Below are 22532 nucleotides of genomic sequence, written 5' to 3' on the forward strand. Positions count from 1 at the left end.
CCGACGCCCCGGGGCTCAGTCCTCGTCATCTCCCCGCCAACGACTCCGGCAGCAAACAGGTGCTTCCGCCGACGGGACGCCGGACGGGGATCATGCTTCGGCGGGCCGTTCCAGCGCCACCCTCGGCAGCAGCCTCGCCAACGGAGCCGGCAGCCACCAGGCGCGTGGGCCCAGCAGTTGCATGACCGCCGGGACGATCAGGCAGCGGATGACCAGGGCGTCCAGCAGGATCGCGACCGCCAGGCCGAGCCCGAACTGCTGGAGCATCCGGGTCGGGCTCAGGACGAACGCGGCGAACACCACGATCATGATGGCCGCAGCCGCCGTGATGACCTTCCCGGTCTCGGCCAGTCCCTCCCGCACCGCATGGGAGTGGTCCCTGGTGCGCTCCCACTCCTCGTGAATACGGGATATGAGGAACACCTCGTAGTCCATGGAGAGCCCGAACACGATCGCGAAGATCATCACCGGAATGAACGCCTCGATGGGGCCGGGCTGTACACCGAACCATCCGTGCTGGAAGACAAGGGTGATCGCGCCGAGCGCCGCCGCGACGGACAGCAGATTGAGCAGGGCGGCCTTCAAAGGGATCAGCAGGGACCGGAACACCGCCATCAGCAGCAGTGTGGACAGTCCCACCACGATGCCCACGAACAGCGGCAGCCGGGCGGAGACGGCGTCCGCGAAGTCCTGTGTCGCGGCCGTCGCCCCGCCGACCAGATACTCGGCTCCCGTCTCCCGGCTCAGGGGCGGCAGCACGTCCTCCCGCAGTGTACGGACCAGATCGGTCGTGCCCTCGTCCTGCGGCGCGGTCGCCGGGTAGGCGATGACCGTGGACACCGCACCGTCCTTGGTGGGCAGTGACGGGGTGGTGGCGGCGATGCCGTCCGTCCGGTCCAGAGCGGACCGCAGTCGCTCGGCGGCGACCCGGTCGCCCTGGCTCACGACGACGAGCGGACCGCTGAACCCGGGTCCGAAGCCCTCGGCCAGCAGGTCGTACGCTTTCCGGCTGGTCGACGCGGGAGCGTCGTTACCCGCATCGGCGAACCCCAGCCGCAGGCCGAGAGCCGGAGCCGAGAGCGCCAGCAGCGCCGCGACGGCGGCGACCAGCGCGGGCAGGGGGTTGCGCTGCACGGCGGAGGCCAGAGCCCGCCAACGGCTCCCCTCCTGCCTGCCGTTGACCCGCGCCTTGGCCGAGCTCCTGAGCACATGCCTCTGAATACGGGGCCCGAAGACCGCGAGCAGCGCGGGCAACAGCGTCAGCGACGCCGCCATGGTGACGAGAACGGTCACCGCGACGGCCAGTGCGACGCCCTGCAAGGAGCCGAGGCCCAGGGCGACCAGGCCCAGCAACGCGATGATGACCGTGCACCCCGCGAAGAAGACGGTACGGCCCGCGGCGTCGAGTGCGGTGAGGGCGGCGGTCCGCGGGTCGCCGCCCCTGATCAGCTCGTGGCGGTACCGGTAGAAGATGAGCAGCGCATAGTCCACGCCGACGCCGAAGCCGACGAGCATCATGATCGGCGGAGTGAAGTCGGCGACGGTGAAGACATGGGACGCCAGGGTGATCAGGCCGATGGCGCCGCCCACGGCGAACAGCGCTGTCACCAGCGGCAAGGCGGCCGCGAGAAGCGATCCGAACAGCAGCACCAGGATGACGGGGGCCGCGAGCATCCCCGCGCCTTCGGCCGCTCCGCCCGACTCCTCCTCGGACCCACGGACGGCTTCCCCACCGAGTTGGACGTCCAGCCCGTCCGCCGCGGCTCCCCGCGCGGTCTCGATGATCTCTCTGACCCGCTCCTTCGGCACGGCCTCGGCCTTGCCGTCGAGCGTGACCGTGGCATACCCGACCGTCCCGCCCTCGGACAGGGCGGCGCGGTCCGCGTACGGGCTGCGGACGTCAGCGACGCCGGGGAGCCCGCGCACGGTGGCGAGGGTCTTCTCGATGACCTCGCGCTCGCCCACCAGGCCCTGCTCGCTCTTGAAGACGATCTGCACGCTGTCGCCCGCCTGGAGCGAACCGTGCTCCTTCAGCAGGTCGGTGGCGGTCTGGGAGTCCGTGCCGGGGAGGGAGAAGTCGTTCTGATAGGCGCTGCCGACGGCCTGGGAGCCGAAGGTGATGGCCGCGACCACGATCAGCCAGAGGAGCAGCGCGGCCCGGCGACGGCGCTGCGACCAGGACGCGAGCCGCGCGAGGAGGCCCGATGCCGGTGTCGCGCCCGTCGGAGGGGCGGTGAGGGGCCTGTCCGCCTCTGTCATGCCGACCGCCCGCCCCGTGCCCGCCGTGAGCCCATCAGGGCGCCCACAGCCGCGCAGACGACCGGCATGGTGAGGAAGAGCGCGGTGGGCACGAGGGGACTGCTCGCCTCGGGATCCTCTCCGACGAGGAACACGAGGAACGCGGTGACGGTCTCGGCCAGGAGGAGCCCCGCGGCTCCTCCGGCCAGCGTTCCGACAAGGACCGAGGCGGCTGCTGTGCCTCGCGGGAAGTGGGCTTGTGTACTCATGCCTTGAGCGTCGGGCCGAGGTGTGCCCGTGGGCGTCCCCCTGCGGCTGACACCTCTCGTACTACGCCGGTCGCGGGTCAAGCGCGTCGCGTACACCGGAAGTTGCGGACTGCCCGGCACAGTCTGCCGTTCGGCTGCCGGGCGCAGGCCGCTGTCGGCTGCCGGACCCGCACAAAATCGGCCCCGCGCCGGGGCCAACGGGGCTCAGCCACTCGCACTGCGCCGGAGGACGGAGGTGTCGGCGCGGGCTATCTGCTCAGCCAGCCCGGCCTGACCATGCCCGACTCGTATGCCAGCACCACCAGTTGGGCGCGGTCGCGCACGCGCAGTTTGCTCATGATGCGGCTGACGTGCGTCTTGGCCGTCGCGGGGCTGAGGACCAGACGTACCGCGATCTCGTCGTTCGTCAGGCCCTCGGCCACCAGGAGCATCACCTCGCGCTCGCGCTCGGTGAGCGCGTTCAGACGGGGATCCGGCTCGGGCTCCTTGATGCGGGCGGCGAACTCGGTGATCAGGCGGCGGGTGATGCCGGGGGTGATGAGGGCGTCGCCACGCGCGGCGACCCTGATCGCCGTGAGCAGTTCCTCCGTCTCCGTGTCCTTGACCAGAAACCCGCTCGCCCCGGCGCGCAGCGCGCCATAGACATAGTCGTCGATGTCGAAGGTGGTGAGAATGACGACCTTGACCTGGTCGAGACGGCGATCGGCTGCGATACGGCGGGACGCCTCCAAGCCGTCGACGCCGGGCATGCGGATGTCCATGAGGACCACGTCGGGGCTCAGTTCGTGGCATGCGGTGACGGCCGCGCCTCCGTCGCCGGCCTCGCCGACGACCTCGATGTCGTCCTCGTCCTCCAGGATCGAGCGGAATCCGGCGCGCACAAGGCGCTGATCGTCCACGAGCAGGACTTTGATCATGGCGGTGGGGACGCTCCGTTCCGGTAGGGCTCCCGATGAGAGCCGCCGTGGCACTCGTACGGCAGACATGCTCGTACACCGAAGCCCAGCGGACGAGGGCCCGCCGTCAGCTCACCGCCCAGTGCTCGGGCGCGCTCGCGCATCCCGGTGACACCGCTGCCTGGGGCGTCGGCGGCGGGAAGAGAGCCGCCGTGCCCGTCGTCCGTGATCTCGACGGTCAACTCCCGTACCCCGTAGTCAACACGAATGGTGGCCGCTGTGGCGCGAGCGGCATGACGGGTCACATTCGTCAGGGACTCTTGGACGATGCGGTACACGGCCAGTTCGACCTCGGTCGGCAGATCCCGCCGCTCCCCGCTGAACAGGGTCCGCACATCGATTCCGGCGAGCCGCGCGGAGACGACGAGGTCGTCGATGCGGTTCAGGCCGGGCAGGGGTGCGGTCGGCGCGGCCTCGTCGGCCCGGCGCAGCACGCCGAGGGTGGCACGCAGCTCCCGCAGCGCCTCGCGGCTGGAGTCCTTGATCGCGCCGAGGGCCTCCTCGGCCAGGGCCGCGCCCGCGACGGGGTCCTTGCCCAGGCGGCGCAGGGCTGCCGCGGACTGCACATGTACGAGGGAGATGTGGTGCCCGATGGCGTCGTGGAGTTCGCGTGCGATCCGCAGCCGCTCCTCACTTACCGCCCGCTGCTCCGCCTCCCGCGCATACGCCCGCCTGCTGTGGCGGACCCAGCCGAGCGCGACGACGCCGACGAGCCAGCCGGAGAGCATGAACAGCGCGATGCCGTTGACATCGCGGTTTCCGGAGAGCGTGCCCGCCCCGACGGCGATCAGCGTCAGCGAGGCCAGGCCGACCGCGGCCTGGAGACGCCCGTCGGCCGCCACCGCGTACAGCGCGACGACCAACGCGACCAACAGGGGCCCGTCGTACTCGCTGATCAGGTAGTACGCGGCTGAGCCGACCAGCGCGACGACGGCGACGGCGACCGGATACCGGCGCCGGAAGCACAGGGCCGCGCAGACGGTCGCCGACAGCATCCAGCCGATGACGGAGGCCGCCCACGGCTCCTGCCGCGGCATGAGGAACGGCCTCAGACCTCCGATGGCCACCAGCACGAAGACCCCGGCGGTCACCGCGGCGTCGCCTCTGCGGCCGGGCGGGAGCGGGAGCGGGAGCCGGAACCGGAGCCGGGGCGGGAGCCGGAACCGGAGCCAGAACCGTGAAACGGCAGCACCAGTAGACATGGAGTCAGCCTAGGGTCGCGGTGTGACCTGTTCCTTCCCTCGTGCGATGGAAGTCGCCGCCGCCGTTTCGCAACTGTGGGAGTACGGAGAAATTCCGGCCCGCAACCGCTGGGGTATGCCAGATGTCAGCCGTGGGCCGACGCGGTGGGGCGGGTTCTGCCCGGATTCTTGGAGGCATGAACACAACGCACACCGGTCTCACACCCGCCCAGCCGCTGAGTGCGCTGAACCGGACCTTGGTCAGCCTCCTCGCCGTCATCGCCGTCATCGGCCGTCGGTATGCGGGTGGTGGACGCCTGACAGCGGGGCGGGCGCTGTCAGGCATACCGCCGGGCCCGATCGGGCCGCACGTCTCGCGGGCCGGCCCGTCAGACGCGGTCGGCCGCGATCAGGAGATATTGGAAGGAGCCGTCCTTGTAGGAGTTGAGGAACGCCTCCTCGATTCCCGTGGTGAGGGAGGAGGTGGCCCGCAGTTCCCAATAGGGCAGAGTCGCGGCCGTCAGATCGATGACGGTCTGGGGGACGAGGCGGTTGTCGGCCAGGGAGCGCATGTACTCGCGACGGGAGTGGATGTTGCACTCGAAGTGCGCGTTGATCTGCGAGACCCACTTCGAGGGCTGCCCGTAGACCGGGTTCCAGCAGCCGGTGATGGTCACATACCGGCCGCCGACGGCGAGGATGCGGGCGTGTTCGGCGAAGAGGTCGTGCAGGTCGACGTACATGCTCGACTCGTTGTTCCACGAGGCGGCGGCCTGGCCGCTGGTGAAGGGGGTGTCGAGCATATTGCAGACCTGCGCACGGACCGACCTCTCGATGCCCAGTTCCCGGGCTCGGCCGTTGGCGAAGTCGGCTTGTTGGGTCGACAGGGTGACGCCCTCGACCTGGCAGCCGAACCGTTGGTGGGCCATGACCATGGAGCCACCGCGACCGCAGCCGGCGTCCACCACGACATCGTCCCGCCCGATCGGGCCGATGTGGTCCAGGAGCAGATCGGCCTGTGCCGACTCCAACCGGTGCAGTTCGGCGATCAGCTTCTTCTCGCGGTCGGTGTCGCCGGACTCCCCGAGCGCGGGGTGGTCGATGTCGCCGATGCCGTAGTGATGGTGGTAGAGGCCGTCGACATCACCGAGCCGCAGGTTGACGGGCCGGGCCTCGTGGTCCCAGTAGCGGGCGATGTCCCCCTGGTACGGCGTGGCGGGGGCGGGGATGATCGCGGTGTCGCGGACCGTGGTGGTCTGGGGCACGGACATGGGTGGACTAGCTCCTTCGTTGCTTGAAGTCGGGCCTTGCCGGAATGCGGTATCGGCGGAAAGGGGGCCTACCAGAAATCGGGCAGGCTGTAGCGGTAGGTGTTGGTCCGGTGCCAGTGGTGGTTGCCGTCGACCCAGGTGGCCACACCGCGCAGGAAGCGCACCAGGGTGGGCACGGGACACGCGGCGGCCAGGGCGGCGGCTTCGGCCTCGAAGGTGCGCATGAGGTCGTTGTGGACGTCGACCGCCTTCAGGTACGCCTCACGAGGGGAGGAACCCTCACGTTCGGCGATCACCACCGGAAGGTTCAGATGGAGACCGGGGCTGTCGAGCTCCTTGGTGTAGGAGTACAGATCGTTGACGATGGTGGTGGCGTTGGAGGCGAGCGCGATGACCCGCTGGACGGCCGGCTGGGCGTGGAGGTCGGCGGGCAGTTCGTAGCCGCCGACGGTGTCGGTGATGGTGGGGCAGGGGCGGAAGTTGTTGAACTGGCGCATCGCCAGGTACTCCCACACCTCGGGGATGTGGTCCGTCTGGTCCCAGGCGGCCTCGGCCAGGTAGCCCAGGTGCAGTCGGGCCATGTCGTGGCGGAACCGGTCCGCCTGGGAGGGGGTGGCCGAACGGAGGAAGTAGTCCATGGCCGACCGGTAGGCCCGTCGGGGGGCGTCCGAGTGGAGCGACCGCTCCCACTGCGGCTGGTGTTCCTGTGTGGTGTGCAGTGGGTCGAGGGCGGTGTGCGCCAGCAGGAGGCGTCCGCCGAGACCGACGGGCGAGCCGCCGTGGTCCTCGCAGTAGTAGTCGTCGACCGCGTTCTCCGCGGCCATCAGCCGAGCGGCGATCATCAGGTGATCGACGGTGGGTGCGTCGGGGTGACAGGCGACCATGTAGCGGCCGAGGACGAAGCCGTCGAACTGGTCCTCCCATTCGGGGGGATACAGCTGGACCTCGTCCACCGCCCACGCCTTGATCCTGCGGCTGACCTCGGCCACCCTCGCCGGGTCGGGCCGTGCCACCGGATGGTGGTAGAGGCCGGGGATGGGACTGCCGTCCCCCGGTGGTTCCTCGCGTCGCGCAGGGCGCAGGGCCTGTGTGCCCAGCCCGCTCGGGCCACTCAGGACGCGTCGCAGGACTTCGGCGTCCACGACCGCGTCGGGGGTGACGACGTCACGCTCCGGGGCCGCTGTGGTGTTCGCGACGCACTGGAGGTTGGGGGCCGCCGCGGGATACGGGACCGCTGCGGGTTCGGGAACCATGGCGGGTTTGGAGGCCGCCGCGGGTAAGGGGGCCGGACCACCGGGCTCCCGCGTCGGCACCGCCGCCGTCGGGCCCGGGGTCCCGACGAAGCCCGCGCCGAGGTGCTGCACGGACGCCGGGGCGGCCCCGTTCCCCGACGGCTGTGGCACTCTGCCCGTCAGCGGCAGAGCGCTTTGCGGTGGTGGATTCGGCGGCTGTACGGGGAACGGCTCGGGTGGGGGCATCCACGACTCCTTGGGTGAGGTGGTCCTGTGCGGGCGCGCCCGGCCGTCGCCGAAGGACTCGGGCCGTACGGGAAGACGACGAGCGGACTCGCGGCCCGCTCAGGGGTGCGGTGGAGCCGAATCGGCGTACGTCCTCGGCGGCGGACTCCGGGTTCACCGGCTCCGGGGCACGGCCGGGCGCGCGGCAGCGGGGGCACGGCGGGGCGACGGAACTCCGCGCACGGAGTGCTTCGTCGGGGTCAGGTCCGCTCGGCCCGGAGGTAAGGCGATTCTCAGCCCGGTGTTCGGGCGATCTGGACGTTCTCCAACACACCGAGCGCGTCGGGCACCAGGACAGCCGCGGAGAAGTACGTGGTGACGAGGTAGGAGATGATCGCCGTTTCGTCGATGCCCATGAAACGCACCGACACGCCGGGCTCGTACTCCTCGGGTAGTCCGGTCCGGTGCAGGCCGATGACGCCCTGGTTGTCCTCGCCGGTTCGCATCACCAGAATGGAGCTGGTGTTCTCCTTGCTGATGGGGATCTTGTTGCACGGCAGGATCGGTACACCGCGCCAGGCGGGAACCTGCTGTCCACCGAGGTCGACGTGATCCGGGTAGAGACCGCGGGCGTTGAACTCGCGGCCGATCGCGGCGATGGCCCTGGGGTGGGCGAAGAAGAGTTTCGAGCCGCGTCGGCGGCACAGCAATTCGTCGAGGTCGTCCGGGGTGGGCGGGCCGGAGTGCGGCTGGATGCGCTGATCGAAGGCGGCGTTGTGCAGAAGCCCGAACTCGCGGTTGTTGACCAGTTCGTGCTCCTGGCGCTCGCGCAGCGCCTCGATGGTGAGCCTGAGCTGCTGCTCCGTCTGGTCCATCGGCTGGTTGTAGAGATCGGCGACCCTGGTGTGCACCTTCAGCACGGTCTGGGCGAGGGAGAGTTCGTACTCTCGGGGGTTGAGTTCGTAGTCCGCGAAGGCCCCGGGCAACTCCGCCTCCCCGGTGTGACCGGCGGACAGCGCGATCTCCGCCTCACCCTTGCGGTTCTGCCGCTGCGTCGGCAGCGCGCTGAACTCGGCGATGTGAGCCTGGAGTTCGGGCGAGGTCGCCAGTACCGCGGCGAAATCGGACCGGGAGAGAGTCAGCAGGGTACCGGCCGTCTCGGCGACTGCGGTGCCGTCCCAGAGGGAGTCGGCGTCCAGCAGGGCCGCCTGGCCGAACTGGTCCCCGTCGGCGAGTACGGCGATCACGGCCTCGTCGCCGTACTTGCCGACAGAGGTACGGCTGATCCGGCCGTGGGCGATCAGATGGACCTGCTCGGCGGGGGCTCCGCGTTCCACCAGCACTTCCCCGGCCCGGAAGTCACGCTGAACGCACCGGTCGGCGATGGCGGTCAGCACCTGCTCGTCGTCGAAGCCGCGCAGCAGTGCCAGTTCGCCTAACTCGCGAGGGATCACCCGCACCTGGGCGCCTTCCTGGACGAACTCGATACGCCCGTCCCCGACGGTGTAGGTCAGACGCCGGTTCACCCGGTAGGTACCGCCGGGCACCTCCACCCAGGGAAGCGTCCGGAGCAGCCAGCGGGAGGTGATCTCCTGCATCTGGGGGACGGATTTGGTCGTGGTGGCGAGGTTGCGGGCGGCCGCCGTGCCGAGACTGGTCTGCGGGCGGGCGCCTTGCTGCGGTTCCGGGCTGGTGTCCACGGTCATCGGGCAGGGCTCTCCTTTGCGAAGGCGGCGCTCGGCGTACACGCAGGGCACCGGGGAGCGGGGGCGACACCTGGAGTTCTCCCGTCCAGGTCCTGGAGAACAGTAGGGTTCGCCCGCCCCGACGAACCACCATTGGGAGTAGTTCCTCCCTCGAAGCGATGAACTCGGCCCGGATGGAGTTTGGAGACGGTTTCGGTGGTGTCGGGATCCGCGCGGGCCGTCGCGAGAAGCGGATCCCGACCGATCACGCTCCGTTCCGGTGCCGATCTCGGGGTGGGTGCGCCCGTCGCGGGCGAGCCGGGCGATGGGCGCTTCCTGGCCGGTGGAGGCGTGACCGTCCCAACGGTACGTGTTCGGGCGCGTGCGCCCGAGGGCCACGAGTTCACGCCGGCTCGTTCGGCGAACGCCTCCATACCGAGGGCGGCCATCGTCTCGTCGGCGGTGCGCAGTTCGGCGCGCGCGTCCGCGCGGCGGTTCTCGCGGCGCAGCCATGCACCGTACAGGAAGTGGGCGCGGGCGAGTTCGGGCCGGAGCGTGGTGCGGCCGAGCCGGTCGATCGCCTCGCGATACAGGCTCTCGGCGTCGTCGCCCGTACTCAGGAGGGCGCGCGAGGGCGCCTCGATGCCGAGTCCGAGATCGGTGCCACTGGCCTGTGTGCTGCGCGTCAGCGCGTCCAGGGTCACGGGCCGACTCGGGCCGTCCGGTGCGTACGGCGGCTTCGATCCGTTCGGGCAGCGCCCGCAGCGAGAGACGCGCAATCCGGGAGAGTCGCCGACGGCCTCGGAGACCATCGCGAGCGCCCGGTCGTAGTGAGCGCGCTGAGGACGGTCTGCGCGAGGCAGACTTCGGTGGACAGGTCGGCCATCACCAGTTCGCGGCGGCCGGTGACCTCGACCGCCGCCCGTACGTCGGGGTGGGACCAGGCGTTCGTGGACACGCGGTCGATCGGCTCGTTGTCCGGGAACACCTCGCTGATCTCTTTGAAGATCGGGTCGGCCAGCACACTGCCGGTCGCTCCGACCGTGGTGAGGACGGTCGGTACATCGAGGGCTTTGGCCGTGCGCGCCAACCCAGCGACGTTGTTGATCAGTTCGGTCTGCGAGGTCGGGGCGGTCATGAGCGCGACGGCCGGCTGGTGGTCGATGAGGACGACGACCGAGTTCTCGACCGTGAGTTTGATTTGACCGAGGCCCGGAGGAGTGTGACGTTCGTGGGCACCGCTCCCCCGTCGAACACCTTCTTCCGACTACCCGGTTTCCCGCCTTCAGGGCCTCCCGGAGGCCGTGATACGCCTTTCACATGGTCGAATTTCGGGACTTCAACTTCAAGCTGGTCGTCATCGACGAACTCATGTACCGGCGGCGGGTCCTCACTCCCGCCTACGATCTCGGTGAACGCATGCTGGCGCGGGGAATCGACATTCCTGCGGTGTACGTGGTCCAGAACGAGCTGGACGAGGATGTCCTCGACGAGTCACGCGCCTTTTTCGAGGAGCTGGAGATCAGCGACGAGTTGCTGGCCGGCGTCGACAAACTCTGCTTCGACGCCGGCTTGGACATCTACTGGCACTGTGCGCCGGCCTGGGACGGCGAGGACGACCTCTTCGACGTCCGCTCACTGGACGACCTCGCCCTGCTCCCCAACCTCAGGCGGATCATCGCCGTGGACGACGGCACTCTGGTCGCACCGGACAAGTGGGAACTCCTCGCCGCCCGCGGCATCACAGGGACCTGAGGAGTTGGCCATGGAATCGGCGGAGGAGCGAAGAGAAACCTTGCGGTGCGTTCACTGTGGGCAGGACATCATGTGCGGCCCGCCGGCAGCGGGCGGCCCGCCGTGCCTCGGGCAGTTCCACGTCGACAGTGCAGAGACCGCCTGTTTCCCGGAGCAGGGGGCGGCAAGCCCGCACGCCCGGCCCGTGCGCGAGTGCGCATGCAAAGCCAAGGACCTCACACCGTTCGCATCTGACGTACCCCTTCCGCTTCCGCCCGGGACGGACGGCCCCGACACGGACGGCCGCGACGCGGCACGTACGCGCGAAGGCGTGACGAGGACCGGTAGGGAGAATCTGGCCGAGGTCGGCAGAGCGTTTCTCGGCAAGATCACACCAGGCTCGGACACAACCGTCATCGAGCTGGCAGACGGCGCGGGAGTGTGCGTCGTCAATCCCGCCCGCGGTGGCGGCAAGGTATACATCGCGCCTGACGAGACAGTCCTGTTCGTCCCCTCCACCATGGACTTCGCCACCGGGCTCGCCGCATTCCTCAACGGCTCACGCACACCCGTGGCGCCCTGACCGCGGGAGTGTCGCGGCCGACGGCGAGCCGGTGGCCGTCCGAGTTCCCGCGCGTGCGGAGCGGGATGCGTGTGCTGCCTGGAGGCCGGCGCCGAACTCGCGGCACTTCGGTGGGTGCCGACGACAAGGACCTCATCGAGGCGTCCGGGTCGCCGCTCCGGTCGGGCCGTGTTCCTCGCAGGTGTCCCTCTCGGTGGGGCGCAAGGACCGGCGGAGGTGCGCGAAGCCGTTGTGCAGGTGCACATGGGTGGCGTGGAGGGCGAGTGCCACGTCGCCCTGAGCGATGGCCCGCGCGATCAGGGAGTGCTCCGTGGCGGACGCCTCGAGCCTGCCCTGGGAGTGGCCCGCCATCCTGCGCACGCGCACGACATGGGTCTTGAGGTTCGCCATCGCGTCGACGAGGAAGGAGTTCTCGGTCGCCTCGCTGATCGCCGCGTCGAAGAGCTGGATGAACGCGAAGTAGTCACTCACCTGCTCGTCGGAGACCGCCGGACCGCGGAAGAGGTCGTGCCACCATGAGAAGTGGTCGCCGAACGCCTCGAAGACCGCGGATTCTCCACGAGCGGCGGCCAACTGGGCGGCCTGGGCCTCAAGGCAGGCACGCAGTTCGAAGAGGCTCCGCACCTCACGGTCGCCGACCCTCGTGACCACGAGGCCCCGTCTTCCCGACGTCTCGACGAGGCCCTCCGCGACGAGACGCCGCAGGGCCTCGCGTACGGGTGTGCGGGAGACCCCGAGACGCGCGGACTGCTCCACCTCCAGAAGAGGGGCGCCCTGCGGCAAGGCGCCGTCGAGGATCTCGGAGCGCAGCTGCGTGTAGGCACGTCCTGCGGCAGTGGGGGGAGTTGCCAGCATGGCCGGAGTGTATACATTGGCCGGTTCGCTGGTCACGAGGTGAGCACAAGATGAACAAACCCTTGTGAGCCTTCTCCAGTCTGCATACATTCCCTCTCCCAAGACACCACATTCCACGGGACGAGGACGTCTCCATGAAGATCACCCGCATCGCCGCCGCAGTAGCGGCCGCCGCCCTCGCGCTCAGCGCTTGCGGCGGTGGATCCTCGGGCGATGACGCCCAGACCGGCGAGCAGTTCAAGGCGCTTGACCGAATAGAGATCATCGCGCCGGCCGCGCCCGGCAGCGGCTGGGACCAGGTCGCCCGCGCATCCCAGGACGTGCTGAGATCCACCGGCCTCGCGAAGTCCGCGGAGGTCAAGAACGTTCCGGGGGACTCGGGCACCGTCGCCCTCGCGCAGGTCGCGCCTCAGAAGGACAAGGAAGACCTCTGGATCGCCTCGGGGCTGGCCATGATGGGCGGCGTCATCAGCAACGGGACCAGCACCAAGCTCGACGACCTCACCCCTCTGGCTCGCCTCATGGGCGAGTACGAGGTCATCGTCACGCCCGAGGGCTCGCCCTACAAATCGGTCGAGGAGCTCTTCGCGGCGATCGAGAAGAACCCCAAGTCGGTCACCATCGCGGGCGGCTCCTTGGGTAGCGCCGACCACATCTTCGTCGGGCTGCTCGCCCGGACTTTCGGCGTCAGGCCCGCCGACATCAACTACGTGCCCTACAGCGGCGGCGGAGAGGCGGCCAAAGCGGTCCTCAGCGGCAAGGTCCAGGCCGGTGTCTCGGGGCTCAGCGAGTTCGCCTCCCACATCCAGGAGGGCAAGATGACGGGCCTCCTCGTCTCGTCGATGGAACCCGTTCAGGGGGTCCAGTTCGCCCAGACAGCCGCCGATGTCGACCAGGCTCTGGAGTTCCAGAACTGGCGGTCGATGATGGGCCCCGGTGGCATGGACGGCTCACTCAAAGCCCGGCACATAGAGGCGCTCAAGCGGATGCAGGAGTCGCAGCCCTGGAAGGACATCGCCAAGAAGAACGGCTGGAACGACAACTACCTCGCCGGTGACGAGTTCGAGGAGTGGCTCAAGGTGGAGAACACCCGGGTCCAGGGAGTCCTTGAGGAGCTGGGCCTGTCCAAGCTGTGATCCGATCCCCGTGGTGGGTGGCGGCCTCGGGGGGAGAGGCAGCCACCGGCTTCGCAGCCGGGACCACCCCTACGTCCACCTCGGTCAAGTCCTCGGCCTCTTCGTAAGATCCGCACGACACGACCCGGACCCTCTGGTCCCCAACCCGTCCCGGAGAAAAACCGAAGGGCGGTATCGGATCCCTCCGATACCGCCCTTGGCCTTCGAGAACGCTGGTCGGGACGACACGATTCGAACCTGCCCTGCGGCCCCTTGACCCTTGAGCCCTTGAGCCCTTGAGCCCCAGGAGTGCGCGCCGCCCGGATCACCACACGTACGGCGACTGCCGACTTCGGCTTGTCAGGGTGACGCCGCGTCATCAGGGTTCAGGCCGCTGCCCGCGCGGCCCGGTGGTTCAGAGGGTGCAGCCGGTGGTGTCGTCGCCGGTGGGCCGGGGCACGGTGTGGCTGGGCGGCGGGGCGACTCCGCTCTGTGTCCACGCCACCAGTTCGTCGAAGGCCGCGTTGAAGCACGGCTGCATCGGCCGGACGACCTTCGGCGCGAGGTCGCGGAAGCCGTCGGCGTGGGTGCCGCCGTCGATCCGGTAGTACCTGTGCAGCTTGCCGCGGCCCGAGTCCTTCACCATCGGGTCGTACAGGTCGCCGGTCCGGGTGATCGGCAGCTGGACGTCCAAGGTGCCCTGGATGGTGATCAGCGGCCGGGTGATACGGCCGGTCAGCGAGACCCGCTCGACCGCGTCGTGGACGCTGTCGGGCCTGGAGGCGTAGTCGTAGTCGGTGTCGCAGCCGACGCCCGTCCCCTCGGCGCAGAACGGCGTGCCGGCCTGGGTGGCGCCGTCGTAGCCGGGGTCGAACTCCTCGCGGATGACGCGCTGCAGCAAGTCCCACTGGTTCAGGTAGTGGGCCTTCCACAGAGGCTCGGTGCCCTTGGGGTACCCCTCGGCGTACATGGCCTCGGCCGCGCCGGGCTCGCCCCGCTCCCAGCGGGGGAAGGCACGCAGTGCCGGGGGCAGGTTGGTCAGCAGGTTGGGCTTGTCCCGGGTGACCAGCAGGCCGTTCCAGTCGATGCCACCCGAATAGAGCCGCGGGAAGTGCTCGAGCTGCCAGCGCACCAGGTAGCCGGCGGCGGAGAGGCCGGCGGCGTACGTCCGGGCGGGCTGCTTGCCGTAATGCTTGGCGGCCACCTGCTTGGCGGCGACGGTCAGCTGAGTGAGCCGCATATGCCACTCCATGACCGCGTCACCCGGTTTCGCGCCGTCCTTGTACATCTCGGGGCCGGTGTTGCCCTTGTCGGTGGCGGCGTACGCGAAGCCCTTCGCCAGCACCTGGTCGCTGATGATCTGGTCGTTGGCGTACTGGCGCCGGAGGCCGGGCGGGCCGGCGACGACCAGGCCGCCGTTCCAGTTGTCGGGCAGCCGGATCACGAACTGGCTGTCGTGGTTCCAGCCATTGTTGGTGTTGGTGCGGGAGGTGTCCGGGAAGTAGCCGTCGAGCTGGATGCCGGGCACGTTCGAGGGGTTGACGGTGTTCAGGGCCTGAAGCCCGGCGTAGTCCTGCGGGTTGGTGAGGCCCAGTGGACGGGTGCCGGTCGTGGTCAGGTCGTCCACGCAGTGGCTGACCAGGCGCTCCGCGCCGGGGACGCGCAGCCGCTCCCCTTCGCAGGCCGGTTCGGCGGCGCTCGCCCCGGCGGCGTTCGCCCCGGCCGCGGGGAGGAGGCCGACCGCCAGCAGGGCTGGTACGAGGGCGGCCAGGAGGCGCCGACGTCGGTACATCGGGCGGGACATGATTCCAACACTCCTTCGTGGGATGAGTGGTGCGGTGACAGGGACAGACGGACCGTAGGCCGCGCGGCCGGATGCCGAGGAGTGCCGGACGGCCACTTCTCCCGGCATCCGGCACCCCATCGGCGGCCGCCCCCGTGCCCATCGGCACATGACCTGTGGCCACACTTCGGGCAAGGCCCGCACCCAGCGGCCGCGGTCCCGTATCGTCCCCGGTGAAGAGCTGCCTGGAGGGGGGACGGATGGCCTCGCCGCCGACCGCCGTACCGTGGATACCGCCCGTGCTGTACACGGCGGTCCTGGCCGGTGGCATCTACCACGCCGCCGTTTCGGACGACCCCGTGCACCTCGGGCGCACCGCGGGCTTCGTGGCGGGGCTGGTCCTGCTCATCGCCCTCGATCTCGTCGAACGACGCCGCTGGTCGCCGAGCACCCCCGTCCGTCCGGCGGCGGCCCTGCTGGCCGCCCGCCTCGCGCTGTTCTCGGCCGTGGCCGTGCTGGACGGCTCGGGTGTCTCGCGGGCCCTGTTCGTCCTGGTGCCGTTCACCGCCTGCCTCGCTTTCGGCCGACGGGCGGGGCTGGCCTGCGGCGCGGGCTGCGTCGTCCTGCTGGTCACCGGCTACACGCTGTGGGTGCCCCGGTGGTGGGTGCGGGCGGAGTACGTCTCCGACCTGCTGATGTTCGGCCTGGGGCTGGCGCTGGCGGTGTCGATGGCAGCCGTCGCCGTACGGGAGCAGCAGGGGCGGTCGCGGCTGGAAGGCGTCCTGGCCGAGCTGGAGAACTCCCACGAGCGGCTGTCCCAGTACGCCCTGCGGGTGGCGGAGCTGTCCACGGCCGACGAACGCAACCGGGTCGCCCGGGAGATCCACGACAGTCTCGGGCACCATCTCACCGCCGTCACCATCCAGTTGGAGAAGGCCGAGGCGTTCCGGGAACTCGACCCGCGGGCCTCGGCCAAAGCGGTGTCGGACGCCCGCTGGTCCGCCGGGCGTGCGCTCACGGAGGTCCGCGAGTCCGTGAGCGCGCTGCGCGACGCCCGGCCCTTCTCCCTCACCCGTGCGCTCGCCGACCTGGTCCGCCACCTCGGCGACGACCGGCTGACCGTGACCCTCCACGTCACCGGGGACGAAGCCGGGTACGACGCCGCGTCGCTCACCGCCCTGTACCGGGCCGCCCAGGAGGCGCTCACCAACGCCCACCGGCACGGGCGGGCGACCCGCATCGACGTCACAGCCGCCTACGGTGAGTCCACGGCCCGGCTGGTCGTCGCCGACAACGGGCGGGGCTTCACCGCCGGCGCGGCCGCGCGTCCGAGTGGCACCGGCTTCGGGATCCGCGGTATGCGCGAGCGGGTCGAACTCCTCGGCGGACGCGTCGACATCGACGACCGCTCGGACCTCCGGGCAGCCGACGGAGCGGTGGTCACCGTCACCGTCCCGCGCAGCCCGCTGCTCGCGGGGAGCGCCGGATGAACGGTCCCGAGGATCCCGGTGAGCCGGTCCGCGTCCTGATCGTCGACGATCAGGAGCTCGTACGGGAGGGGATCGCCTCGCTGCTGGGCATCCAGCCGGGCATCGCCGTCGTCGCCACCGCGTGCGACGGACCGCGGGCCGTCGAGGCCGCCGTCACCCACCGGCCGGATGTCGCCCTGGTCGACGTCCGGATGCCGGGCATGGACGGCATCGACACCACCGCCGTCCTCGCCACCCGGGTGCCCTCGTGCCGGGTCGTCATGCTGACCACCTTCGACGACCAGGATTACGTCGCCCGCGCGCTCGCGGCCGGCGCCGTCGGCTACCTGCTCAAGAACCTCCCCTCCGCCGAACTCGCCCGCTCCGTACGCCTCGTCCACGCCGGTGTCGCCCCGCTCGACGCCACGGTGGTGGCCCGCCTCGCCACCGCGCTGACGGCCCCCGGTCCGGCGGCTCCCGGTCCCACCCCGGAGCAGTCACCCGGCCCCCAGGGCGCGGGCCCGGACGAGGCGCTGACCGGACGCGAGGTGGACGTACTGCGCCTGATCGCGCGCGGCTCGACCAACCGGGAGATCGCCTCCCGGCTCTTCCTCAGCGAAGGCACCGTCAAGAACCACATCTCCCGCATCCTCGGCCGCCTCAACCTCCGCGACCGCACCCAGGCCGCCCTGTACGCCCGCGACCACGGCCTGCTCTGAACGAAGCGCTCGCGTCAGCCGCCGTCGGCCCCGTAGGTTTCGAGACCTCTCCCCAGGGCTCGACGGTGGCGCGCACCCTGACCTTGCGTCTGACGCGCACCGCTGACGGCCCGATACCTCCCGGACAGTGTGAGCCTCGCGGCTGGTGCACAGGGCGCGCCTGAACTGGGCCGATGCAACGGATGGGACACCGAGTGGCCTTACTGGTCTCACCTCTCGTTGCCGCGCAGGTGGGGTTGCCGGCTGGTGTCTCAGGTTCGGTTGCCGTTGGTCCGTGTTTCGAGGCCGTGTACTCCCGGAGCTACCGCGAAGTGGCAAATAGCTCTGCCTAGTCGGTACACCGCCGCCTCTCATCCGTTGAGCGAGTCTTGATCGGTGCCGACCGCAGTCCGGCATCGTCGTATCGAAGCCCCCTGGCATCCTGGCCGCATGGACACTGACGCCCTGACTCCGGTTCACCTCGACAAGGTGATGGACGGGTTGGCGATGAATCCGGCCTTGCCCGCTCCCATGATCCGGCGACTGTTCGCATGGCGGCGAGGCGGGGGGAAGGTGGCGAAACGTCCAGACCTCAGCGAGGACATGCTCACCGAGATCATCGCGATCGACGACCACTGGCTCCTGCACAGCCTGGCGCTCAACGACCGACTGCCGGGCCGATTCCGCATCCGACTGGCCGCCCACCGAGACAAGGCGGTGCGGTCCGCGCTCGTCATCCACGCCGCGACCGCACCGAGGGAGATGCTGGAGCAACTCATCGACGATCCCGATCCACAGGTCCGCGAACGCCTCGCACAAGGCCACCACACGCCGTCCGACCTCCGGGCGCGCCTCACCACCGACTCCGACCCCGCGATCCGCGCCGCGCTGGCGAAGCACTGGGTACAGGCCCCGGAATCGATCCGCCGGATCCTCCTGACCGACCCCGAGGCCAAGGTCCGCGCCGCGGCCTGTTCGACTTACTACGCGCACCGGCCGCATCCGATACCGCCCTCGGACCTGCTGCCGACGCTGCTGGCGGACCCTGTGACTCGGGCGGGTGCGGTCATGCACGCCGTTCTCGACGCGGACACTCTCCAGCGGCTCGCCGCAGATCCGGACAGCCAGGTGCGCGGAGAGCTCGCCCGGCATCCCGACCTACCACCGCCGGTTCGCGACGTCCTTGCCGTCGATCCGGCCTTGAGCGTCCGGGTGAAGGTCTTCGCCCGGCCTGACACGCCAGAGCACGTGCGGGCGCAGATCCACGCCTCGGTCCACGAGCTTTCGCGTTCGACGGCCGATCCGGACCCTGACGCGGACGACGAAACGGTCCTGCAGTGGTTTCAGAACGAATTCGCGCCCACAGAACTGCGGATCCTGCGGCTGCCATGGGTCACGGCCGATCCGCTGCCGCACATCGACTCGCCCTACGTCGGCTTCCGAGTCTCAGCGGCCGCCAGCAAGGCCCTTCCCGCCAACGCGGTGGCCCGACTGCTCGACGACGAAGAGGAGATGGTTCGCCTCACCATGGCAAGTACCGCCCCGCACCTGGTGGATCCCGCGACCGCCGAGGGCATCGAGCGCCGCTACCGCCGACGGGACAAGTTCACGTTCTGGTGGGACAAGGAGAAGGTCTTGACGTTCCCCCCAGAAACCCTACGCCGCTTCGCCACCGACTCTGAGCCCCGGCTCCGCTCCTTCGCACCCCGCGATCCGAATCTGCCCTCGGAACTCGCCGAAAAGCTGGCCTCAGACCCGGAAGATCGCGTCCGTTGGGCGGTCGCGCCCCACCGCAACCTCCCGCGCCCATCCCTGTTCCGACTCCTCGCTGACTCCTCGGAGCGCGTCGCGGAAGCCGCCGGCGCCTCTCCATCCCTCCCCGTCGACCGCATGGAGTGGCTGCTGACCCGGGCGGGCCTGTAGCCGTCAAGTCGCCCCAGCTCTATTGGGTCGCGGTTTCCCCGACCATCCGGGGACTGCCGCCATGGACCTCACGCCCGATCAGGCCGCTGCCCGTCGCCGACCTGATCCGAGCCTACATCCAGTCCCGGCGACACCTGCCCTACGCCAGCAGCAGGAGCTCACAGTGGCTCTTCCCCGGCCGCCAGCCGGGACAGCCCATGAACCCGGTCAGCCTCCAAGTCCAGCTGCGGGAGATCGGCGTCCCTCCGCAGCGCGGCAGGACCTCCGCCATTCGCCAGCTCGTCCTCCAGGCCCCGGCTCCCGTCATCGCGAAGGCGCTCGGTTACCACGACAAGACCGCCACCCGCCTGGTCACCGAAGCCGGCGGGACCTGGAGCCGAAACGCCCCAGGCGACCACCAGCGGTGAAGCGCGGCTGCTTACGCTGGGGCCGCTGAATCTCGCTTGTCCTCAACGTGGACGACGTGGAGCTCGGTGCCGTCCCGGTGGCGCTTGGAACGTCCGAACAGCCCGACAGCAAACTGCGACTGATCCTGAGGCTCATCGGGGCCGACATAGGTAAGGACGTCGTTGTGATGCCCGGTGACGACCCATCCCTCGACGTCCTTGGGCTCGACGACCCCAAAGTCTCCTGCCGAAGATCCGGCATGCACCGGGCCGAACTTCTTCAGCAGGTCGGTTGCCTCTTCAGCAAGCTCACCATCCGGAGCGGTCAGCACGACACAAGTGCCATGCTCGAACAACACCCACGACTTGCGAGGGTCGGCGAGAAGCCGCTGCCAGACGTCTATCAGTATCTCGGTGTCCACGCCGATCATCATGCCGCAGAGCACCGACACAGGGTGACGATCGGCCGACAGCCTCGACGAATACGCGACTCCTGAACATGCGGGCCTACCAGTCCCGAGGCCGTACATGGACGGCAGGCGTCCCGCTCTCCTGCGGCCTCTGGCAGAGCCCGGCACAGCCCAAGGCGAAGCCGGGCCCTGACCCATGCACTCCGACCAGAGAATCCGCCCCCGGGTCAGTCCCTCGCCCGTACGCCTCCGGCCATGACCGGTCCAGCCGTCCCGCTCGGATGACGGGCGCACTCCCCCGGACCTCGATTCGACCATCCGCTGAAGCGATGGTCGCCTCCGAATCCGGGAACACGGCAGCCCGGTACTGCCGCAGGGCCTCCTGCGTCGGCGACGACAGATTCCGTATTTCCCCACCACCAAATCGCGCACACCATGCAAGACCCAGAACCCAAAGCGCTTCTGATCAAGATGGGCGTGCTTCGATCCGGGCCATGTAATCCCGTATGATCTCGGTGTACCCGCTGCGGAGCGGTTCCTTCTCCAGATAGCCCATATGCGCCGCGCCGAGCTGCGTGACATGCTCGGAGTCCGGAATGTGTGCGGCGATATCGGCGAGATGCGAGGGAACGCATTCGTCGAACTCTCCGCCCAGTACGAGCGTCGGTACTCGGATGCGTTCGAGTTCGGCGAAGATGTCCCAGTCCTTGAGAGTTCCTGTCACATGATAGTCAGCGTGCCCGATCATCGTCTGGAAGGTCGTCACACTCATGAGTTCCGGGTCGAGGGCCACCGATGCGGTACGCACCACGCACGCTCTCAGATATTCCCCTTGGGCGACCATGTAGTCGGGATCGCCGGTCTCACCTCTCAGCTCGCGGCCATAGGTGCGGTCGAGCACATTCCCGGGCAGCTTCGCCAACAGGTCCCGCACCTCTTCCTCGAACCGCGGCACACTCGCCAGTCCATTGGCGCAGATGAGGCTCGTCCACTCCGGCGCGCGCTGCGCGGCGAACTGCAGGCCGAGCATGGCTCCCCAGGAGTGACCGTAGACATGCGGCCGTTCCAGGCCCAGACCTTCGGCCACCGCACCGAGTTCATCGAGGAATCGGTCCACCGTCAGCAGCGAGATGTCGTCGACCGGGTCCGAACGACCCACCCCGAGCTGGTCGTACCAAATGACTTCCCGCTCCCGGGCGAGCGGCTCAAACGCCTCGAACAGCAGGTCACTCGGATATCCGGGCCCACCGTGCACCAGGAGGAGCGGTACGCCGCCGCTGCCCTTCCTGCGGTACCAGACGTTACCTCCTGGCACCGGGACGCGGCCTTCCCTCACGTTGGCCGATCTCACGGCTACCGCCCGTCCATGGGGATTTCCGTGTCGGTCGGCACGGCATAGACATACTCCTCCACCCGGTCGATGAGGTCCCCCTCGAACAGGAAGTACATAGTGGCGTGGACCTCCCTGTGGGACCCGTCGGCAAGTGTCAGACGGAGGATCTGCTGCTGAAAGACCTCGTCCGGGTTATGGAACTGACGGGCTATCTCATACCGCAGCGAATCGACTGTGAAGACAAGAGGTTTGAGCTGCTCCAGCTTTTCGTCGATCGACTGCTCTCCCTTCCCGTCGTTGTGCCACACGGTGGCAGTTTCGGTACACATCGCGCGCATCCCGTCGAAGTCATACGCTTCCAGATGCCGTAGCCATTGGATCGTATTTTCCCTGATGTTCCGCCGCATGGCGAATTCCCCTCGCTGCCTCGTGGAATAGTCCGCTACGGAAAACTGGGTAGCCGCCCGTCACATTGATCCGGGGGCGCCGCGCGGATCTCCAACATAGAGGAAAGCACCTCGGCAAGTAAGGCTTGACTTGCTTCACGGCTTCAAGCAGAGGAATTCGGTTCAGCGTAAAGTCCCAGGTCAGGGCGGTGCAGACAAGGTCGGCTCAGATAGTGAGTAGCTGACAGCCGGCTTCGGAATCGTCCGCAGGCAAGCGGACCCCCGCACTGGACTGGCTCGAGCCGTCGACACCGCCCGCTCCAGTCGCCGACTCGCAGCACATGAGGCTTCGTGAGCATCCTCAGCGCTCACGGATCCTTGACCACCACCAGCCGCCCACCGTGAAGGCGTTCACCGGCCCAGGATTCGGCAGAGTGCGACCCTCGAACTCATCGTCGATACGAGCAACCAGCCGGCCGAGATCGCGCCGGGCACCGCGAGGGAGGTGAAGCATGACCTCTTCCAGATCATCGCGGGCATACTCCACCTCCAGTCCGGGCTGCCAGACCTGGGGTGCGTTCAGATAGCGGCCGGATTGCCTGAACGCCCACTCGAAACGGGCGAGCGCGTCAGCAACTGCGCCAGGCCACATCCGCTCGTCCTCGACGCGGCGAACAGCTGCACGAGTCCTCGCTGATACGCCCCGGATCCGCCGAACTGCAACGTGTCTGCGAGGCCGCCAGCGCTCGGCACGGACGGCCTTCGGGCGCCTACGCGGCATCGCCCTTTCTGATCAACAT

22 protein-coding genes are annotated in these 22532 nt (G+C 69.1%); 7 read left to right on the forward strand and 15 right to left on the reverse strand.

Going from position 1 to position 22532, the window contains the following annotated elements; genetic code table 11:
• Positions 1–90: 90 nt before the first annotated feature.
• From ACWEFL_RS05325 to ACWEFL_RS05365, 9 genes are all read right to left on the reverse strand, one after another.
• The gene (locus tag ACWEFL_RS05325) at positions 91–2259 is read right to left on the reverse strand and encodes an MMPL family transporter (protein ID WP_451707698.1); all 2169 of its coding nucleotides are present in this window, start codon (positions 2257–2259) and stop codon (positions 91–93) included.
• A complete protein-coding gene (locus tag ACWEFL_RS05330; RefSeq protein WP_451707701.1) occupies positions 2256–2507 on the reverse strand; it encodes a hypothetical protein in 252 nt (83 codons plus the stop codon). The genes ACWEFL_RS05325 and ACWEFL_RS05330 overlap by 4 nt, the downstream gene beginning before the upstream one ends.
• A 248-nt stretch (positions 2508–2755) precedes the next feature.
• A complete protein-coding gene (locus ACWEFL_RS05335) occupies positions 2756–3424 on the reverse strand; it encodes a response regulator (RefSeq protein WP_451707704.1) in 669 nt (222 codons plus the stop codon).
• The gene (locus ACWEFL_RS05340) at positions 3421–4665 is read right to left on the reverse strand and encodes a sensor histidine kinase (RefSeq protein WP_451707705.1); all 1245 of its coding nucleotides are present in this window, start codon (positions 4663–4665) and stop codon (positions 3421–3423) included. Before ACWEFL_RS05340 ends, ACWEFL_RS05335 begins: the two co-directional genes overlap by 4 nt.
• Before the next feature lie 368 nt (positions 4666–5033).
• A complete protein-coding gene (locus ACWEFL_RS05345; protein ID WP_451707708.1) occupies positions 5034–5915 on the reverse strand; it encodes a geranyl diphosphate 2-C-methyltransferase in 882 nt (293 codons plus the stop codon).
• Between the two features lie 68 nt (positions 5916–5983).
• Positions 5984–7168, reverse strand: coding sequence for a family 2 encapsulin nanocompartment cargo protein terpene cyclase (locus tag ACWEFL_RS05350; protein WP_451707711.1), 1185 nt, complete (start codon positions 7166–7168; stop codon positions 5984–5986).
• Between the two features lie 497 nt (positions 7169–7665).
• Complete coding sequence (locus ACWEFL_RS05355) at positions 7666–9078, reverse strand: family 2B encapsulin nanocompartment shell protein (protein ID WP_451707714.1); 1413 nt, start codon at positions 9076–9078, stop codon at positions 7666–7668.
• Positions 9075–9761, reverse strand: a complete 687-nt coding sequence (locus tag ACWEFL_RS05360) for a hypothetical protein (RefSeq protein ID WP_451707717.1) — start codon at positions 9759–9761, stop codon at positions 9075–9077. The genes ACWEFL_RS05355 and ACWEFL_RS05360 overlap by 4 nt, the downstream gene beginning before the upstream one ends.
• Entirely contained in the window at positions 9758–10258 is a 501-nt protein-coding gene (locus ACWEFL_RS05365; protein WP_451708104.1) for an isochorismatase family protein, read from the reverse strand. The genes ACWEFL_RS05360 and ACWEFL_RS05365 overlap by 4 nt, the downstream gene beginning before the upstream one ends.
• Positions 10259–10377: 119 nt before the next feature.
• Between ACWEFL_RS05365 and ACWEFL_RS05370 the strand changes: the two genes are divergently transcribed.
• Both ACWEFL_RS05370 and ACWEFL_RS05375 read left to right on the forward strand, forming a co-directional pair.
• Entirely contained in the window at positions 10378–10812 is a 435-nt protein-coding gene (locus ACWEFL_RS05370) for a DUF6892 domain-containing protein (protein WP_451707719.1), read from the forward strand.
• 310 nt (positions 10813–11122) lie between these two features.
• Positions 11123–11374 carry a hypothetical protein gene (locus tag ACWEFL_RS05375; RefSeq protein WP_451707721.1) on the forward strand — a complete coding sequence of 84 codons (252 nt, stop codon included), beginning with the start codon at positions 11123–11125 and terminating at the stop codon, positions 11372–11374.
• A 132-nt stretch (positions 11375–11506) separates the two neighbouring features.
• Here ACWEFL_RS05375 and ACWEFL_RS05380 read toward each other — a convergent pair whose 3' ends face one another.
• On the reverse strand, positions 11507–12229 hold the full coding sequence (locus tag ACWEFL_RS05380) for a GntR family transcriptional regulator (RefSeq protein WP_451707722.1): 723 nt from the start codon (positions 12227–12229) through the stop codon (positions 11507–11509).
• Positions 12230–12363: 134 nt separating this feature from the next.
• Between ACWEFL_RS05380 and ACWEFL_RS05385 the strand changes: the two genes are divergently transcribed.
• Positions 12364–13365: a Bug family tripartite tricarboxylate transporter substrate binding protein gene (locus ACWEFL_RS05385; protein ID WP_451707725.1), complete on the forward strand. Its 1002-nt coding sequence runs from the start codon at positions 12364–12366 to the stop codon at positions 13363–13365.
• A gap of 394 nt (positions 13366–13759) precedes the next feature.
• Here ACWEFL_RS05385 and ACWEFL_RS05390 read toward each other — a convergent pair whose 3' ends face one another.
• Positions 13760–15148, reverse strand: coding sequence for a tannase/feruloyl esterase family alpha/beta hydrolase (locus ACWEFL_RS05390; protein WP_451707728.1), 1389 nt, complete (start codon positions 15146–15148; stop codon positions 13760–13762).
• A gap of 239 nt (positions 15149–15387) precedes the next feature.
• Between ACWEFL_RS05390 and ACWEFL_RS05395 the strand changes: the two genes are divergently transcribed.
• From ACWEFL_RS05395 to ACWEFL_RS05410, 4 genes are all read left to right on the forward strand, one after another.
• Complete coding sequence (locus tag ACWEFL_RS05395) at positions 15388–16617, forward strand: sensor histidine kinase (protein ID WP_451707730.1); 1230 nt, start codon at positions 15388–15390, stop codon at positions 16615–16617.
• Entirely contained in the window at positions 16614–17315 is a 702-nt protein-coding gene (locus ACWEFL_RS05400; protein WP_451707733.1) for a response regulator, read from the forward strand. The genes ACWEFL_RS05395 and ACWEFL_RS05400 overlap by 4 nt, the downstream gene beginning before the upstream one ends.
• Before the next feature lie 429 nt (positions 17316–17744).
• Positions 17745–19217, forward strand: a complete 1473-nt coding sequence (locus ACWEFL_RS05405) for a hypothetical protein (protein ID WP_451707736.1) — start codon at positions 17745–17747, stop codon at positions 19215–19217.
• Positions 19218–19414: 197 nt separating this feature from the next.
• Positions 19415–19624 carry a hypothetical protein gene (locus ACWEFL_RS05410; RefSeq protein ID WP_451707739.1) on the forward strand — a complete coding sequence of 70 codons (210 nt, stop codon included), beginning with the start codon at positions 19415–19417 and terminating at the stop codon, positions 19622–19624.
• A gap of 11 nt (positions 19625–19635) precedes the next feature.
• Here the strand turns inward: ACWEFL_RS05410 and ACWEFL_RS05415 are convergent, their stop codons facing one another.
• From ACWEFL_RS05415 to ACWEFL_RS05430, 4 genes are all read right to left on the reverse strand, one after another.
• Positions 19636–20037: a hypothetical protein gene (locus ACWEFL_RS05415; protein ID WP_451708107.1), complete on the reverse strand. Its 402-nt coding sequence runs from the start codon at positions 20035–20037 to the stop codon at positions 19636–19638.
• A gap of 442 nt (positions 20038–20479) precedes the next feature.
• Entirely contained in the window at positions 20480–21364 is an 885-nt protein-coding gene (locus ACWEFL_RS05420) for a proline iminopeptidase-family hydrolase (RefSeq protein WP_451707742.1), read from the reverse strand.
• Between the two features lie 2 nt (positions 21365–21366).
• The gene (locus ACWEFL_RS05425; protein ID WP_451707745.1) at positions 21367–21753 is read right to left on the reverse strand and encodes a nuclear transport factor 2 family protein; all 387 of its coding nucleotides are present in this window, start codon (positions 21751–21753) and stop codon (positions 21367–21369) included.
• Positions 21754–22093: 340 nt separating this feature from the next.
• On the reverse strand, positions 22094–22384 hold the full coding sequence (locus tag ACWEFL_RS05430; protein WP_451707747.1) for a hypothetical protein: 291 nt from the start codon (positions 22382–22384) through the stop codon (positions 22094–22096).
• Positions 22385–22532 lie beyond the last annotated feature (148 nt).

Source organism: Streptomyces sp. NPDC004838 (genome assembly GCF_053600955.1).